The organism is Embleya sp. NPDC001921 (genome assembly GCF_053594475.1).
On sequence record NZ_JBSFEO010000012.1, the window covers coordinates 113,901 to 129,479 of the forward strand.

The following is a 15,579-nucleotide window of genomic DNA, read 5'->3' on the forward strand; positions in this document are numbered from 1 at the left end:
TGACCATGGGCGAGATCGTCGGCGCGGGCATCCTGGCCCACTCGCCCACCATCATGCTGCCGAGCGAGGTCCGCCACGAGCTCAACGAGGGCAAGGAGATCAGCCTGGTCCCGGCCCTGGCCGAGCTGCGCGCCGAGGTGTTCGAGCGGCTCGACTACGACACCGTCGTGGTCTTCGACTCGCACTGGGCGACCACCGTCGAGTACGTGATCGCCGCGCAACCGCGGCGCAGCGGGCTGTACACCTCCGAGGAACTGCCGCGCGGCATGCGGCAGATCCCCTACGACTTCCCCGGCGATCCGGAACTGGCGCACGCCACCGCCGGCTTCGCCGACCGACACGGCACCTGGATCACCCCGATCGGGGACCCGTACCTGCCGATCCACTACGCCACCGTCAACCTGTGGCACCACCTCGGCGTGCCCGGCAAGCGCTGGATGGGCATCGGCTGCTGCCAGACCGCGGACGTCGAGGACAACCTGCGGCTCGGGCGCGCGCTCGCCGACGGCATCGCGGCCACCGATCGCAAGGTGTTGCTGGTCGCCTCCGGCGCCTTCTCGCACACCTTCTGGAACCTGCGCGAACTGCGCGCCCACGAGGCGTCCGACCCGGTCCACGTGCGCACCCCGCAGGCCCGCGCCGCCGACGAACAGCGGATCGCCTGGATGGAACGCGGCGACCACGCGAGCGTGCTCGCGGGCATGCCGGAGTTCCTGCGCCACAAGCCCGAGGCCCGCTTCGGGCACTACCTGATGATGCTCGGCGCGCTCGGCGAGGAACGCTGCACCGCGCCCGGCCGGCTGGTCGGCGACTACGAGAACGCCACCGGCACCGGCCAGGCCCACGTCTGGTTCGACCGACCCCTCGACGGCTGGACCGCGTCCGCCGGTCCGACCCCCGGCAGCCAAGGACCCACCACATGAGCCGCACCACCGAGTACCGTCGCATCCTGCTCGACGGCGCGATCGTCGAAGTCGTCCACGAGGGCGCTGAGTTGGTTGCCGCGGACGGCCGAATGACCAAGACCGCCGATGCCCGGCACCTGCCGCCGGTCGAGCCCGGCAAGATCATCGCCGTACACCTCAACCACCGCAGCCGGGTGGCCGAATTCGGCACCTCGCTGCCGTCCGCGCCGACCTACTTCCACAAGCCCACGTCGTCGCTGAACGCCCACGGCGGCGCGATCGTGCGCCCGGACGGCTGCAAATACCTCAACTACGAGGGCGAGATCGCCATCGTGATCGGCCGCACCTGTCGCAACATCGCCCCCGCCGACGCGGGCGCCTTCATCCGCGGCTACACGGTGGCCAACGACTACGGCCTGCACGACTTCCGGGACACCGACGCGGGTTCGATGTTGCGGGTCAAGGGCTCGGACACGCTGTGCCCGTTGGGCCCGGGCCTGGTCGAGGGCTGGGACTTCCGCGGCAAGGCGCTGCGCACCTACGTCAACGGCGAGGTGGTGCAGGAGGGTTCGACCGACGAGATGGAGTGGGACATGCACTACCTCGTCGCCGATATCGCCCGCACGATCACGCTGAACCCCGGCGACGTGCTGCTGTCGGGTACGCCGGCCGGCTCGCGTCCGGTGCGGCCGGGGGACGTGGTCGAGGTCGAGGCGGAAGGCCTGGGCCGACTCACCAATCACATCGTCACCGGCCCCACCCCGATCCGTACCGACTGCGGTGCCCAGCCCACGGAGTCCGAAGAGGTGCTCTCCACCGCGCTGGGCGGCGACTGGGAGTTCCGCGGCATCCGGGCGCCCCGGCGCTGACCGGGATCGTGCCCGCGCGCCCTCCGCGACCCGCCCCGCGACCCGCCCGCGCGCCGATCCGCTTCCCGCCACCCACCTCCCCATCGATCGGAAGAAGGGACCACACCGTGAAGGTCGTCGTCGACATGGACCGCTGCCAGGACCACGGGCAGTGCGTGTTCTCCGCGCCCGAGGTATTCCGGATCAACGCCGCCGGGCGACTGGAGTTCGTCGGCGAACCGGACGAGGCGCTGCGCGAAGCGGTCGAAGAGGCCGCCGACGTGTGCCCGCTCCAGGCCATCACGATCGAGGACTGAACCGTGACCGCTGCCCGGGTCGTCGTGGTGGGCGCCTCCATGGGCGGTCTGCGTGCCGCCGAACAACTGCGCGCGGCCGGCTGGACCGGCGGGATCACCGTCGTCGGCGACGAGCCGCACATGCCGTACAACCGGCCGCCGCTGTCCAAGGACGCGCTCGCGGGCGGGGTCTCGCACGCCTCGCTCGCCTTCCGCCCGCGGGCGAGTTGCGCCGACGTGGACTGGCGGCTCGGCCGGGCCGCCGTCGCGGCCGACCTGACGGCCCGAAGGATCCGGCTCGCGGACGGCGAGTGGTTGTCGTACGCGGGCCTCGTGGTGGCCACCGGCCTGCGTCCACGCCGGTTGACCTGCCCGGGGCCCCGGCTCGGACGGCACGTCGTGCGCACCCTCGACGACGCGCGACGCCTGCGCGCCGCACTGGGCCCGGGCCGCCGGGTGGTGGTCGTGGGCGCGGGCTTCATCGGCTGCGAGGTGGCCGCGACCGCGCGCTCGCTCGGCGCCGGGGTGACGGTGGTGGGACCCGAGGCGGAGCCGATGCACCGCCCGCTCGGCGCCGAGTTGGGCGCGGCGCTGCGCAGGCGGCATACCGCCCGCGGCGTGCGGTTCGAACTCGGCCGCACCGTCCGGGAGTCGACCGGGGAGCGGTACGTCACCGGCGTGCTGCTGGACGACGGCCGGGAACTGCCCGCCGACGTCGTGGTCGAGGCCGTCGGCTCGATCCCGAACACCGAATGGCTGGCCGGGAACGGCCTCGATCTCGACGACGGGGTGCGCTGTGACCCGCTCCTGCGCGTCGAGTCCCGCCCCGAGGTGGTCGCCGTGGGCGACGTGGCCCGGTTCGTCAATCCGCGCTACGACGACGTACCGCGCCGGGTCGAGCACTGGAGCATGCCCACCGACAGCGCCAAACGTGCGGCCCGCACGCTCGCCGCACACCTGGCCGGCACGGCCTGCGATCCGACGCCGTTCGCGCCGTTGCCGACGTTCTGGTCGGACCAGTACGACGAGCGCCTCCAGTCGCACGGTGCCCCAGGAGTGGCGGGCGCGGACGTGCGCCTGCTGGAGGGTGACTGGGACGGGGACTGCGCGGTCGGCTACCACCGGGACGACGCGCTGGTCGGGGTGGTGGCGCTGGGCGGCAGGGCGGTCGCGTTGGCCACGAAGTACCGCCGGGCGCTGGTCGGTTGACCCGCGTCCACGTCAGGCTCCGGCGTCCGTCAACGGCTCGACGTCGGCGACCGGTTCGGCCGCCGCGACGGCCTTCGCGACCGGGTCCCCCTCGCCCGGCCCGGTCCAGCGGATCCGCGTGGCGCACACCGAGACCAGCAGCGCCGAGGCGGCCACCGCGCCCATGCCCCACACCAGGCTGCTGCCGCTCGCGATGAAGCCGATCAGCGCCGGTCCGGCCAGCAGGCCGGTGGTACCCATGGCGGCGACCAGGGCCAGCGCGTCCGAGCCCGCCCGGGCCGCCGCGACGTACACGCACGGGGTCACCGCCGCGATGCCCAGGCCGACGCAGGCGAAGCCGATCAGCGCCGGCACCACGCCACCGACCAGCAGTGCGACCGCCAGCCCCGCCCCGGCCAGCGCGCTGCCGACCCGGACGATCCGGCCGTCGCCCCACCTGCTGCGCCAGCCGTCGGCGAACACGCGGGCCAGCACCATCATCACCGAGACCACCGCGATGCCCAGCGGCGCCACCTCCGAGGCCGCGTGCGCGACATCCTTCATGTAGAGCGCGGACCAGTCGTTCATCGCCCCCTCGGTCACCGTGCCGAACGCCATCGCGCAGCCCATCCAGAGGGTGATCCGCGACGGCAGGGTCAAGCCGCGCCCGCTCCGCTCCGGCGACTCCTCCGGTGCGGCGGACTGCTCCGCGGGCCGATCCTCGGTCAACAGGCCCGACCGGGCGAAGCCCAGGAGCAGCGACAGCAGTACGCAGGCCACCGCGAAGTGCGCGGTCAGGTTCGACGTCACCGCGTTCATCCCGGACGCCAGCAGCGCGGCGCACAACGATCCGGCGCTGAACGTCGCGTGCAGTTGGGACATCGCGGTGCGCTGGTGGGCGACTTCGAGCGCGGCCCCCTGCGCGTTCATGGCGACGTTGAGGCACCCCACGGCCACCCCGTCGCAGCAGATGATCACCAACGCCACCGGATAGTTCGGTGCCGCGGCCAACGCGAGCAGGAGCAGGCCGAGCACCGAGGCGGACAACAGCGCGAGGAGTCGGGAGCCCAGGCGCTTGGTCAGGATCGCCACGAGCGGGAACGAGGCCGCCGCGCCCGCGCCGCACGCCATCAGCAGCAGGCCGACCTCGGCCTCGCTCAGGTCGAGCTTCGTCTTGAGCGCGGGCAGCCGCGAGGCCCAGGTGGCGTACTGGAGCCCGAGGAAGCAGAACAGGGCCGCGATCGCCACCTGGGCTCGGCGGAAGTCGTCGCGAACGCGAAACATGGGTATGCGCCTACTTCGTCGTGTGGGGACGATCCGCGGAGCGGACCATCGACGGGTGTCGCCTTCTCGATGCGCGGCCCTCGTGCACCGCCGTGGACATGTACACCGCGTGCGCGCCGTAACTCGCGGAGAGCGGGACCTCGGGAACGGCGGCGAAGCCGTTCGCCGCCCAGAACGCCTCGCTGCCGCCGACCGCGATCAGCGAGACGCGTTCGTACCTCTTGGCCCGCGCCGTCGTCATCAGGCGGTCCAGGAGATCGCCCGCGAAACCGTTGCCGCGATGACGCTCGGCGACGACGAGATCGTGCAGGTGCAGGTTGCGCGAGTGGAAGACCACGTCCTCCGCGCGGGTCAGGTCCGGATACCGGAACATCGGGTACGGCAGGGCCAGTACGTAGCCCGCCGGCCGTCGTTCGAGGTCCAGCACGAAGCACGTGGCCGGCGACGAGCGGGCGCGCGACTCCAACGCGTGCCGCTCCTCGGACAGCGCGCCGTCGGCATACGTGGCGGCCTCCAGCGCGACGATGTGGTCCCAGTCGTCCTGGGTGATGTGTCGTATCCGCGCGTGCCGGCCCATCACCGCAGTCCGTCCAGGACCAGGTCGGCACGCCGGGTCGGACACCGGCGCCGAGCGTCGTCGGGATCGTCCCGAGCATCAGGATCATCAAGGTCACCGGGATCGCCGCCGGTCCACGTGTAGGGGAGCGGACCGAAACCGTTGAACCCCAGGGTGGTGTAACTGGTGACGTACGCGCCGCAGGAGACGATCCAGACCGGATCCCCCGAGGCGACCGACTTGGGCACCCGGGTGAGGTTGTCCCGGTGCGAGTAGGCGTCGTCGCTGTCGCAGGTGGGGCCCGCGACAACGGCCGGCACGAACTCCGGGTCGTCGTGCGTGGGAAAGACCAGTCGATACTGCAACTCGTCCATCTCGTAGAGGCCGTTGAACTTCCCGCAGCTCAGGTACAGCCAGTACTGGCGCTGTCCGTCGAGTTGTTCGCGCGCGGACAGCCGGGACACCCGGGCCCGGATGGCGCCGTTGTCGGCGACGAAGTAGCGTCCGGGCTCCATCAGGAAGTCCAGCGGTGTCGCGGACACCTCGCGCAGGCGCGCGATGCCCTCGCGAATGACCGCGAACATCTTGTCCATCGGGGGGTGCAACGGCCGGCCGTGCCGGTCGAGGTAGCCCAGGGCCGGCAACCCGCCGCCGAGATTGACGTGGTCCGGGAATATCCCGCGCCGATTCAGGTTCGCGAGCACGTCCGCGATGCGGTCGAAGGCGTCCTGCCAGGCTTCGGTGGTCATCTGCTGGGAACCGACGTGCACCGACAGGCCGGAGGGGATCAGGCCCAGCGCGTGGGCCTCCTCCATGACGAGCACCGCGTCGGTTCCGGAGCAGCCGAATTTGCGGCTGAGGCCCCACAGGGCTCCCTCGCCGCTGGTGGCCAGTCGGCAGAACACCCGGGCGCCGGGCGCGTGGACGGCGACGGCGCGCACGTCCTCGAGGCTGTCGGTGGCGAAGTCCCGGACGCCGAGGCGATATGCGTCGGCGATGTTCCGGTCGGACTTGATGGTGTTGCCGTAGTGGATGCGATCGATCGGTACACCGGTGGCGATCGCCTGCTCGATCTCCCGCGGGCTCGCCGCGTCGAAGCCGGCGCCCTTGTCGGCCAGACAGGCCAGCACCTCGTCCACGGGGCAGGCCTTCATCGCGAATCGCACCGAGATGTCGGGCAACTCGCCCAGCAGGGAGTCGTATCGCTCTTGGATGCCGGCGAGGTCGAAGACGATGCGGTCGTCGGTGGAGGCCGCCAGGGCGGCGCGCATGTGTGCGTTTACGTGCATGATGTCGGTCCGGGTCCCACTATCGGTGCGGTTCGTGGACGCTCGTGGCCTTGCTCGCGTGGATCAGCGCCGCCCATGCCTCGATCAGCAGCGCGAAGTCTTCGATGTCCGCCTGGGCCTCGTCGAGCAGCCGCGGGCCACGATCGGCCAGCGTGTCGGCGAACGCGGCGTATCGGCCGCCCAGCCTCCGGTAGGACCGGTCCAGACTGTGCAGCCGTCGCACATTCTCGATGTGGTCCAACCGGGCGCTCTCACGGGCGAGTTCGGCGATCGAGTGGGGACGGATGTGCCCGTCGGCGTCGAGGAGCGCGTCGCCCGCCGTCGCCATCCGGGCGTAGATGAAGTTGAAGTGGAGCATCGACAGGAAGAACTTCGTCAACCGGAGCTGATAGGCGACGAACCCCGAGTCGGTACGCCGTTCCGGCGTGTAGAAGTTCACGATGTGGCGGTTGTGCAGGACGCCGGGCAGCGCGGCGTCGTGCACCAGGTGCATGAGGAAGTAGTCGCTGCCGATGGTGTCGGTCGCCGGTGGCAGTGGTACCCGCTCGTACACCTGGTGGTGGAAACCGATGTTGCACATGTCGATCCGCATCGGGTCGACGATGGTCAGCGTCGAGTGATCCCGGACGAACGGGTCGGTGCCGGATCCGGTGAAGGACTCCGCGACCAGGGCGCGCTTTTGCTGCTCCGACCACTCGGGCGGGGCCCACAGGCCGACGATGTCGTGGTAGATCTCGGGGTCGATGCGCCGGATCTCCCCGATGTCGACGGAGAGTTCCCCGACGAACGAAGCGCCCGCCAGGACCACGGACCTGTCCTCGTAGGCCGGATCCAGCGCGTTCTCGCTCACGCCGGAGACCGCGTCGCCGGCGCGCTTGCCGAGCGATGTCAGCTCGTGGTGGATGGGGAAGACCGGTTCGCCCCGGTGGGTCTGGTAGGTGCTGTCCGAGTCCCGGCGGTGGATGGACGCGCACCCGAGCGCGGCGGCGATCAGGAAGGCGCGGTTGGTGCAGGCGCCGTACGACACGGTGTCGGGCAGCATCAGGTCCAGCATCAGGTCCGGCTTGCCGACGCCGGCGCGGTCGATCACCGTGCGCAGGAAGTCGCGCTGCCGGGCCTCGTCGAGATGGTGCACGATCACATTCGGCGACTCGGGCGCCTCGTCGACGACCTTGGCGTGTGCCGCGTGCGCCCGCGGGTCGGCGGAGTCGAGAATCAGCAGGTGCACCTCGACGTCGAAGTGCCGCGCCGCGTAGGCGGCTTCCTCGCCGATCGCGGATATCGTGGCGGCGCACGCCCGGTTGGTGGGCAGGGTCAGGCAGATTCTGTGCATACCGGCTCTCCGGTCCACTGTTCGTTGTCGTGCCCGCTCCAGGACCGGAGGCCCAGGAGCTTCTCGCCGAGGTCGTCGAGGACGGCGGTGCCGTAGCGCAACGATTCGTGCCTCGTCGCGTCGCCGACCAGTGTCTTGTTCCAGTCGGGTGTGCTCAGGTGCCGCCACGATTGGACCCGGGATCGACGCTGCTCGTGGTGGGACTCCAACGCGGGCATCATGGACAGGTATTGGACCGCTCGCACGCCGTTCGCCGAGGTGTTGCGGGCCACGCCGTGGGCGAGCAGTCCGTTCCAGATCAGCAGGTCGCCGGCTTCGAGTTCCGGTCGGATCACCGGGAACTCGGTGCGGTCGGCGGCGGGCCGGATCGGGTCCCGATCCGCGGGCTGTCCGGCCTTCCACTCGCCGAATCGGCGGAACAGCTCCGGTGAGCACTGGAATCCGCCGTGGTCGGGCCGGGTGTCGTCGAGCGCGATGATGCCCTGCACCCGCTGTGGCGGTGTCTCCAGGGTGGTGTCCACGTCCCAGTGCAATTCGATGTCGAATCCCTGGTCCGTGGGCGCGATGTGGGCCCGGTCGCGGTCCCGGATGTTGGGCGGGTTCAGATTGAGCCGGTCCAGCGTCACCCACAACTCCTCGCAGTCCCACACGTCCACGAACGCGTCGTAGACGCGCCGGGTCTGCCGGCTGTCCCAGATGAGCTGGTGGTGGTAGGCCTCGACGAAGCCGTAGATGTGCAGTTCGCGGTCCAGGTCGGAGCGGAACTCCCGATCGTCGCGGTACCAGTCCTGGGGCCGGTTCGGGTCGAGCCCTTGGAAGTCCCACGCGAATTCCAACAGGCGGGCCGCCGCGGCGGCCGGGATGGCCTCCTTGACCACGACGTAGCCGTAGGTCTGCCAGAAGTCGAAGTCCTCCTCGGACAACACCCGCAGTGGCCTGGACTTCTTCAGATCACGCAGCGGTGTCGGCGCCCGGTAGGTCTCACCGTCCGCGCTGTAGTAGGGGATATCCGAGGCTGCTCGATACGGATATGGGTCGGGCGTCGGCATGTGACCACTCCAAGGCTCGAAGTTCTTCCGTGGCTGAGCGAATCGACCGCTCTCGGCGGTGGTTCGGGCAGGGGGCATCGCGGCCCGTGTCGAGTACGACCTCGACGTGGTCGCCGTCGTCGTCCGGGCACGACCACGAGCGTCGAGCGGGCGGACGCGCCGGTCCGGGTACGGTGAGCGCAGCGAAGTCACGGTCCAGCCGCAGGAGTTCGCTGCGGGCGGGTGCGGCCGGGGGCCGCGATCCCGACCGGCGGGCGACTCGCTCCGGTCCGACCGAGGGCAGCACCTGTCGCAACCTCGTCGGGCCGCTCGTGCCGCGGGGAGTCGCCGGCTGTGCCGGTCGCGGAACGAGCGTCGAGTGAGGCTGCCCGGGTGCTGTGAGAGCTCATCCGTACAGCGGTGAGGGTCGTCGCCCGAAGACGGTGGCGAACGACGGATCGCGATGCGTGGACCCCTCGGCGATCCCCGGGTGCCCCGACCCGTGGTGGAACCTCGCGAAGGGCTGAACGGGTTTTACGGCAAGCAGACTTGGTAAGAGAGCGCACCACCGCGCCCGGCCGGTCGCGCCGCGGAGGTCGTGGTTCTCCGCGATGACCGAGCCGGGATTCCTACCTCCTTGTACTCGGTGCCGCGCACAGGCGCGCACACCCACAGCGGACGTACGGTCCCGGCCCGGGCCGCTCGATCAGCGGGCGGCCATGCCGGAACACACACCTCTCCGATCCCCGTTCCACTAGGTTGGTCTAGACCAACTTTCAGTGTCAACCCCCACGTTGATCCTTTTTGCAACCGTCCGCGGACGCGCGGTGACCGACGCGTGGGGTCTGCGCGACGGGGTACGGTGGTCGTGCCCCGAAGTGTCGATCGGCCTTTCCGGGCAAGGTAGTTCGTCCACCAACCCTGGATGAACGCGGCGGATTTCCCCGGTGTCGGCGGGTCGACGATTGGGCGGCCGAGGGTGCCGATCGGGCCTGCCGTGCTCCTCGTGCGCGGGTTCGCGGGTCCGGCCTGCCGTCGGCGCGGCGGGCGCGCGGCCGAGGTGTTCCGGGGCGGCGCCGGGAGGAGAAAGCGGCAGTAGCGGTAGCGGCCGTACGCACCGGGCCGAATCGGCCCCTCGGTGAGTGTCCCGACCACGGGCACCCACCGAGAGGCGGCCCCGCGCCGACCCTCGGCCGGTCGGGCCGGCCGCGGCTCAGAGCTTGGCCACGTCCGCCAGGAACGCGTCCACCAGCGCGTCGGCCCGTTCCCGCCCGTCCTCCTCGATCCGCCGCAACCCCGCGACGTCCACGCCCAGTTCCCGGGCCAGGGCTTCGCCGCCGCCGTCCAGCCAGGCGGCCACGGTGTCCGGGGTGACCTCGGGGTGGAACTGCACGCCGAGCGAGCGGCCCAGCACGTACGCCTGCGGTCCCGCCGGCGAGCGGGCCGGCTCGCGCCCACCGGGTGGGACGGTGAAGCGGTCGAAGTGCCACTGGTACCACGGGCCGGCGGAGATCAGGCTCGGCTCGTGCGATGCGACGGCATGCCATCCGAGTTCGAACCTCGGCGCCGGCTCGACGGTTCCGCCGAGCGCCGCGGCCGGCGCCTGGGCGCCGAAACAGATACCCAGGACCGGTACGTCCGCCCGGACCGCCTCGGCCGGCAGCGCGAGTTCGTCGCCGATCCAGGTGCCGATCGCCTTCGTGTCGTACACCGACCACGGCGCGCCGAGCGACACGACGAGGTCGAAGTCCGTCGGGCGGGGGAAGGCGACGCGCACGTCGGGGGAGTGGAAGCGTTGCTCGGGGACGACGGCCACCTCGTACGGAGCGAATCCCCGTTCGGCCAGGCGCGCACCGACGTACCCGGCATGCGAGACGTGGTCGTGGCGAATGATCAAGGCGCGCACCGGGACCCGACCTTCCGTCGACACATCGAACGAACCGAATCAAACGAACCGAATCAAAACGGTTTGAAGAATCCGACCCGAATCAAACCGAAGCGCGCCGAACCGAGTCGTTTCGAGGCGTTCGGCGCCCGACCCCTTCGGGACTTATTTGATCCCAAACGATAGGTGGGTCGCGTGCCGATCGCAAGGCCGGGTCGTCGTTCGCCGGATCGTGCCCGCCCGGATCCGCGTTCGGAGTCGAGGAATCCGCGCCCGGGTCTTGTGGTGGGCCGGGGTCGTCCATATCGTTTGGCCTCAAATTATATCGGGAGTCGATTCCCCGGTGTCGCCGCTACCCAAGGAGCCCCGGATGCCGGACCGCGCCGATCTCGTCCTGACCAACGGCCGCGTCCTCACCGTGGACGCCGAGTTCACCGTCGCCGAGGCACTCGCGGTGCGCGCCGGCCGGATCGTCGCGGTCGGGTCGAACGTCGAGATCCGGCCACTGATCGGCCCCGGGACCGAGGTGATCGACCTGGCCGGGCGTACCGCGCTGCCCGGGATCAACGACTCCCACCTGCACGCGTGCGCGTTCGGCGCCACCCGCCCGCCGCTCGCGGTCGACGTGTCGTACCCCGCCGTCCGTTCGATCGCCGACATCGCGGCCGCCGTCGCCCGGCACGCCGAGACGCTGCCGCCGGACGCGTGGGTGATCGGCAACGGATGGGACATCGGCTACCTGGCGGAGTGCCGGACGTCGAGCGCGTCCGACTCCCGATCCCCGCACCGCCGGGACCTGGACGCCGTGGTCGCCGATCGACCCGTCCTGCTCTACGAGTTCAGCGGGCACACCGCGTGGCTGAACACCCGCGCCCTCCGGGTCGCGGGCATCGACCGGAACACGATCGCCCCACCCGGCGGCATCATCGAGGTGGATGCCGCCGGCGAACCCACCGGGCTGCTCCGCGAGGGCGCCCAGAACCTGGTCAACGCGGCCGTACCGCCGATGACCCGGGCCGAACGCGAACGGGCCGTCCGCGCGGCCGTCGCGATCTGCCACGCCGAGGGCATCACCAGCTTCACCGAACCGGGCCTGGGCCCCGGCGGTGGCTCGTTGTTCCTCGGTGCGGCCGGCGCGGAGACCCTCTCGGTCTACGCGGACCTGGCCCGCACCGGCGAACTCGACGCCAGGGTCAGTGTGTTGCTGCTCCCGCTGGCGATGGGCGAGGCGGCCGACGTACTGCCCGAGCGCCTGGCCGAGCCGCTCCCGGACAAGATCGCCGACCTCGACCCCCGACTGCTGCGCATCCTGGGCGTCAAGGTCTTCGCCGACGGGATACCGCCGAGCCGCACCGCGTGGATGCGCGAGGAGTATGTCGGCGGCGGCAACGGCTGCCTGTGCATGCACGGCGACTCGGACACCCTGCGGGTCGACGAACTGCGCGCCATCGTCGGGCACGCGCACGCCGCCGGACACCAGATCGGGGTACACGTCACCGGTGATCGGGCCATCGAGGCGCTGGTCGAGGCGTTCGAGGAGGCCGCCCGCGCACACCCGCGTCGGGACGAGCGGCACTACGTCATCCACGGCGACTTCTGCACGCCGCGCAGCCTGCGCACGCTCGCCGAGCACGGCTGGGGGGTGAACATGAACCCGGCGATCAAATGGACGATCGCCGACCTGATGGACGACGTGGTCGGCCCCGAGCGCTCCGCCTACCAGTGGCCGGTACGCGGCGCCGTCGACGCGGGCATCGCGGTCACCGCGAGTTCGGACGCGCCGATCACCCACCCCGACTGGCGCCGTGGCGTGTCCGCGATGATGCTGCGCGAATCGAGGGCGACCGGTCGGGCCAGCGGTCCCGAGCAGTGCGTGGACCTGGCCACGGCGGTGCGCGCGTACACGATCAACGCCGCGCGCCAGGACTTCGCCGAGGACTGGAAGGGCTCCCTCGAGCCGGGCAAGGTCGCCGACATCTGCGTCCTCGACGGCGACCTGACCACCACCGGCCCGCGCGAGATCGCCGATCTCCCGGTCGCGCTGACCATCTTCGACGGCCGGATCGTGTACGCCGCGTAGGCCCGTCTCGCCCCCGGGGAAAGGGTGCCCTCGCCCGCCCCGCGCCTGATCCCGGTGCTCGGCGAGAACCGGACGCCGACCGACCCGCGCGACCTGCCGGCTCCGGCACGATCCGCGTCAGGCCGTCGCCGTACACCGACCGACGACCGGCCGAGGCGGGCCCGCTGTGCCGGGAGGTCGTGCGCCCGGTCGCCGCCATGCGAGACCGGCGGCGCGGTTCCGAAGCGCGTCCACGCCCTAGGGCTCGATCGCCAGGTGCGTCGGGGCGACCGGGACGTTGACCGTACGGGTGCCGCCGAGCAGACCCCGCAGGGTGAAGGCGACCTCGACCTCACCGCCGAACAGCTTGGCCACCACGTAGCCCTCGGCGTTCGCGGGCACCACCTGCCGCAGGCCGCCGTCGAGCAGCCGAATCGTCCTGACCTTCGTGCCGATCTCCATCGCGCGCTTCTCTCGCCGTCGGATCGAGGGTCGGTCCCAGTACCCGCAAGCCCGGCGAAGAACACGGCGATTGCTCCGATCGGAGACCCGAGGCGGGGACGGCGGCGGAGCGGCGGGGCTCGTGGTGGTGCTGCCGACCGCGGCGGGAAGGTCGGTGCCCTGCTCGTCACCCTCGCCCTGCGCCGGCCGCCCGCCGTCGAGAGCGCCGCACCGATCCGCGAGGAGGTACGAAATGGCGCAAAGTTCCGGAGAGTTCGTTGACTTTTATTCAAATCGAAGCCTACTCTCGGGCCCGGCACGGTATACGCACAGCGTCGAAGGCAGCTCCGCTCCGCCGTCCCATCGCACTCGAGTTCGGCGCACTCCACCGCTCCGCCGCGCTGCCCTTCGGCGTCCACCGTCCCGCCCGCGCGCGTGTGTGCGCGTCGCCTTCGGCGACCCGTGAACGGCCAGGTCCCACGAGAGGGGAACACAGTGTCCGCACGAAACGGCTCGGCCGCACAATCCCACCTCGACACGGTCGGCCCGTCGGCGGAGGCCGACGAGGGCGGCACCAGTTGGCGGCGCGCGGGGGCGCTCGGAATCGTCGGCCTCGGCGCGGTCGGCTTCCTCACCCTGGCCATGGCCCAGGGCGCGTTGGCCGCCTCGTTCGCGGTCTCCGGGGCGAGCTTCCAGGTCAGCTCGGGCAAGCTGACCAGCGCCGGACTGTCGTCGTACGTGAGCACCAACACCTCGCTCGACGGAAAGGGCCACCCGGTCTCGATGCTCGCCATCGGCGATGCCACGCTCAGCGACATCTGCCAGTCGGCCAAGGTCAAGACCCCGCTGGGGGACATCACCTTCAAGCTCACGGCCGGCGGTGACGCGGGTGAGGTGACCGCGAAGAACCTCATCATCGGTGCCGAAGACCTGGTCGGGGACGCCCGGTTCGGCACGGTCGAGATCGGCCGGGACGCCTCCACGCTGGACAAGGTGCCCGGTGCGCAGGGTGAACGCGGCACGTTCGGACTCCAGGCCGGCGACGTCACGGTGGCCGGCGTGCGCTCGCACGCGTGGTCCGCCACCGGCGGCACGTTCAACCTCAAGGGTCTGCGGGTCGGGGTGAGCCTCGACGGCCCGGGCTGCTTCTGATCCCACGTCACCGCTCTTGTGCACTCTTCCTCCGATCCCACGCCACCTCCGGAGAACGGAACCGACATGGAGCCGAGATCGTGGTTGGACCGGTATCTGCCCTTCCGGGCCGAGCGCCGGGTGATTCGTCGTTGGCGGCGGACCAGGCCGTTCTGGAGCGGCGTCTACCTGATCGCGGGCGGCCTGGAGATCCTGGCCGTGCCGTTGTCCCCGTTGCCGGTGATGGTCAGCCTGGGCATCGCCGGGATCGCGAGTCTGGCCATCGGCGTGATCCTGATCGTCGCGGGCCTGTTCATGTGGTTCGCGGCGCAACACCGGCACTTCGTGGGCATCATCGCGCTGGTCGCCTCGATCGCGTCGTTCGTGGCGGCCAATCTCGGTGGCTTCCTGCTGGGCATGCTGCTCGGGGTGCTCGGCGGCGCGATGGGCTTCGCGTGGCGGCCGGTGCGGGCGGTCGGGGCGATCGGGTCCGGTCGGGAGCAGCCCCGTTCGCGGCCGAGCGCACCGCCCGCGCCGGTCGGGTCCATCACCTCGATCACGGTGCTCGGCGGGCCCGGGCCAGGGCGCGGGCCCAGGCCGGGACCCGGCCCGGTGCTTCCGGCCGCGCGCACGGACGAGGAGTCGGATGACGAGCCCGACGAGGGGGCGGATCGTCCCGCCCCCGCGAAGGCGCGGCGGCGGTTCCATCGGCGCCGCGCCGGCGGCGCACCCTCGGCCCTGGCGGTCGCGCTGCCGTTGCTGATCGTCGCGTCCGTACCGGGCCTGGACGGGAACCGGGCCCGGGCGGCCGATACCGCCTCGAAGCCGTGTACCGCGCGGGACACGGCCGAGGCGTGCGGCGGCACCAGGGCGGTCGCCGCGTCGGCGCCGACGACGGCCGGGGTCGTCGTCGGCGCCACACCCCCGACCATCACGGCGAGCTTCTTCGCCCCGATCGGCTTCGCCCTCGCCGGCGTGACCACCGTGGACACCGCGCGCGGGCCGTTGCGGGTGCTGGTGCTGACCATGCGGGCCGCGCACCTGCGCGACTACCGGCTCGCCACCCGCGACGGCGACGGCCCGAGGATGCGGATCGACACGACCCGGCTGGACCTGGACGGCAACGTACGGATCTACCTCACCCGCCTGCACGGCTGCATCGAGGGCCTGATCTGCCTCGATTTCGCCGCCGACGGGCTGCCACTCCCGCCGATCATCCCGCCGTTCGTCTTCATGACCGAGGTACGCGCCGAGCAGGCCCTCGTCCTCACGGACAAGATCACCACCGACCTGAACCTGAGCTGAGCGACCCGGACCCGCCGCCGCCCCGGACGCG

The 15,579-nt window shown here is 71.3% G+C and carries 14 protein-coding genes; 7 read left to right on the forward strand and 7 right to left on the reverse strand.

The window, feature by feature from the left end:
- The first annotated feature begins 5 nt into the window (after positions 1–5).
- The 4 genes from ACWCPW_RS16745 (at position 6) to ACWCPW_RS16760 (ending at position 3,258) form a co-directional block, all read left to right on the forward strand.
- Positions 6–923: a DODA-type extradiol aromatic ring-opening family dioxygenase gene (locus ACWCPW_RS16745; protein WP_449762282.1), complete on the forward strand. Its 918-nt coding sequence runs from the start codon at positions 6–8 to the stop codon at positions 921–923.
- Complete coding sequence (locus ACWCPW_RS16750) at positions 920–1,774, forward strand: fumarylacetoacetate hydrolase family protein (RefSeq protein WP_449762283.1); 855 nt, start codon at positions 920–922, stop codon at positions 1,772–1,774. Before ACWCPW_RS16745 ends, ACWCPW_RS16750 begins: the two co-directional genes overlap by 4 nt.
- Before the next feature lie 107 nt (positions 1,775–1,881).
- Positions 1,882–2,070, forward strand: a complete 189-nt coding sequence (locus tag ACWCPW_RS16755; protein ID WP_449762284.1) for a ferredoxin — start codon at positions 1,882–1,884, stop codon at positions 2,068–2,070.
- A 3-nt stretch (positions 2,071–2,073) separates the two neighbouring features.
- Complete coding sequence (locus ACWCPW_RS16760) at positions 2,074–3,258, forward strand: NAD(P)/FAD-dependent oxidoreductase (protein WP_449762285.1); 1,185 nt, start codon at positions 2,074–2,076, stop codon at positions 3,256–3,258.
- 12 nt (positions 3,259–3,270) lie between these two features.
- Here ACWCPW_RS16760 and ACWCPW_RS16765 read toward each other — a convergent pair whose 3' ends face one another.
- The 6 genes from ACWCPW_RS16765 to ACWCPW_RS16790 all read right to left on the reverse strand — a co-directional run bounded on the left by ACWCPW_RS16765 (position 3,271) and on the right by ACWCPW_RS16790 (position 10,633).
- Positions 3,271–4,521, reverse strand: a complete 1,251-nt coding sequence (locus ACWCPW_RS16765; RefSeq protein ID WP_449762286.1) for an MFS transporter — start codon at positions 4,519–4,521, stop codon at positions 3,271–3,273.
- Between the two features lie 10 nt (positions 4,522–4,531).
- A complete protein-coding gene (locus tag ACWCPW_RS16770; protein ID WP_449762287.1) occupies positions 4,532–5,098 on the reverse strand; it encodes a GNAT family N-acetyltransferase in 567 nt (188 codons plus the stop codon).
- On the reverse strand, positions 5,098–6,366 hold the full coding sequence (locus ACWCPW_RS16775; protein WP_449762288.1) for a type III PLP-dependent enzyme: 1,269 nt from the start codon (positions 6,364–6,366) through the stop codon (positions 5,098–5,100). The genes ACWCPW_RS16770 and ACWCPW_RS16775 overlap by 1 nt, the downstream gene beginning before the upstream one ends.
- 19 nt (positions 6,367–6,385) lie before the next feature.
- Positions 6,386–7,699, reverse strand: coding sequence for a DUF6271 family protein (locus ACWCPW_RS16780; RefSeq protein ID WP_449762289.1), 1,314 nt, complete (start codon positions 7,697–7,699; stop codon positions 6,386–6,388).
- Positions 7,681–8,748, reverse strand: coding sequence for a phytanoyl-CoA dioxygenase family protein (locus ACWCPW_RS16785; RefSeq protein ID WP_449762290.1), 1,068 nt, complete (start codon positions 8,746–8,748; stop codon positions 7,681–7,683). The genes ACWCPW_RS16780 and ACWCPW_RS16785 overlap by 19 nt, the downstream gene beginning before the upstream one ends.
- A gap of 1,192 nt (positions 8,749–9,940) precedes the next feature.
- A complete protein-coding gene (locus ACWCPW_RS16790) occupies positions 9,941–10,633 on the reverse strand; it encodes a type 1 glutamine amidotransferase (RefSeq protein ID WP_449762291.1) in 693 nt (230 codons plus the stop codon).
- Positions 10,634–10,982: 349 nt separating this feature from the next.
- On the opposite strand from ACWCPW_RS16790, the gene ACWCPW_RS16795 reads away from it, so the two are divergent.
- Positions 10,983–12,692, forward strand: coding sequence for an amidohydrolase (locus tag ACWCPW_RS16795; RefSeq protein ID WP_449762292.1), 1,710 nt, complete (start codon positions 10,983–10,985; stop codon positions 12,690–12,692).
- A gap of 237 nt (positions 12,693–12,929) precedes the next feature.
- On the opposite strand, the gene ACWCPW_RS16800 is transcribed toward ACWCPW_RS16795, so the two are convergent.
- Positions 12,930–13,133, reverse strand: a complete 204-nt coding sequence (locus tag ACWCPW_RS16800; protein ID WP_449762293.1) for a hypothetical protein — start codon at positions 13,131–13,133, stop codon at positions 12,930–12,932.
- A gap of 474 nt (positions 13,134–13,607) precedes the next feature.
- Between ACWCPW_RS16800 and ACWCPW_RS16805 the strand changes: the two genes are divergently transcribed.
- Complete coding sequence (locus ACWCPW_RS16805) at positions 13,608–14,264, forward strand: DUF6230 family protein (protein ID WP_449762294.1); 657 nt, start codon at positions 13,608–13,610, stop codon at positions 14,262–14,264.
- A 66-nt stretch (positions 14,265–14,330) separates the two neighbouring features.
- A complete protein-coding gene (locus tag ACWCPW_RS16810; RefSeq protein WP_449762295.1) occupies positions 14,331–15,548 on the forward strand; it encodes a DUF6114 domain-containing protein in 1,218 nt (405 codons plus the stop codon).
- Positions 15,549–15,579: the final 31 nt, after the last annotated feature.

What these genes read in the sequence shown, in the direction of transcription:
- ACWCPW_RS16745 (WP_449762282.1), top strand. Translation starts at nt 6, where the DNA reads ATGGGCGAGATCGTCGGCGCGGGCATCCTGGCCCACTCGCCCACCATC.
- ACWCPW_RS16750 (WP_449762283.1), top strand. Translation starts at nt 920, where the DNA reads ATGAGCCGCACCACCGAGTACCGTCGCATCCTGCTCGACGGCGCGATC.
- ACWCPW_RS16765 (WP_449762286.1), bottom strand. Translation starts at nt 4,521, where the DNA reads ATGTTTCGCGTTCGCGACGACTTCCGCCGAGCCCAGGTGGCGATCGCG.
- ACWCPW_RS16770 (WP_449762287.1), bottom strand. Translation starts at nt 5,098, where the DNA reads ATGGGCCGGCACGCGCGGATACGACACATCACCCAGGACGACTGGGAC.
- ACWCPW_RS16775 (WP_449762288.1), bottom strand. Translation starts at nt 6,366, where the DNA reads ATGCACGTAAACGCACACATGCGCGCCGCCCTGGCGGCCTCCACCGAC.
- ACWCPW_RS16780 (WP_449762289.1), bottom strand. Translation starts at nt 7,699, where the DNA reads ATGCACAGAATCTGCCTGACCCTGCCCACCAACCGGGCGTGCGCCGCC.
- ACWCPW_RS16785 (WP_449762290.1), bottom strand. Translation starts at nt 8,748, where the DNA reads ATGCCGACGCCCGACCCATATCCGTATCGAGCAGCCTCGGATATCCCC.
- ACWCPW_RS16795 (WP_449762292.1), top strand. Translation starts at nt 10,983, where the DNA reads ATGCCGGACCGCGCCGATCTCGTCCTGACCAACGGCCGCGTCCTCACC.
- ACWCPW_RS16800 (WP_449762293.1), bottom strand. Translation starts at nt 13,133, where the DNA reads ATGGAGATCGGCACGAAGGTCAGGACGATTCGGCTGCTCGACGGCGGC.
- ACWCPW_RS16810 (WP_449762295.1), top strand. Translation starts at nt 14,331, where the DNA reads ATGGAGCCGAGATCGTGGTTGGACCGGTATCTGCCCTTCCGGGCCGAG.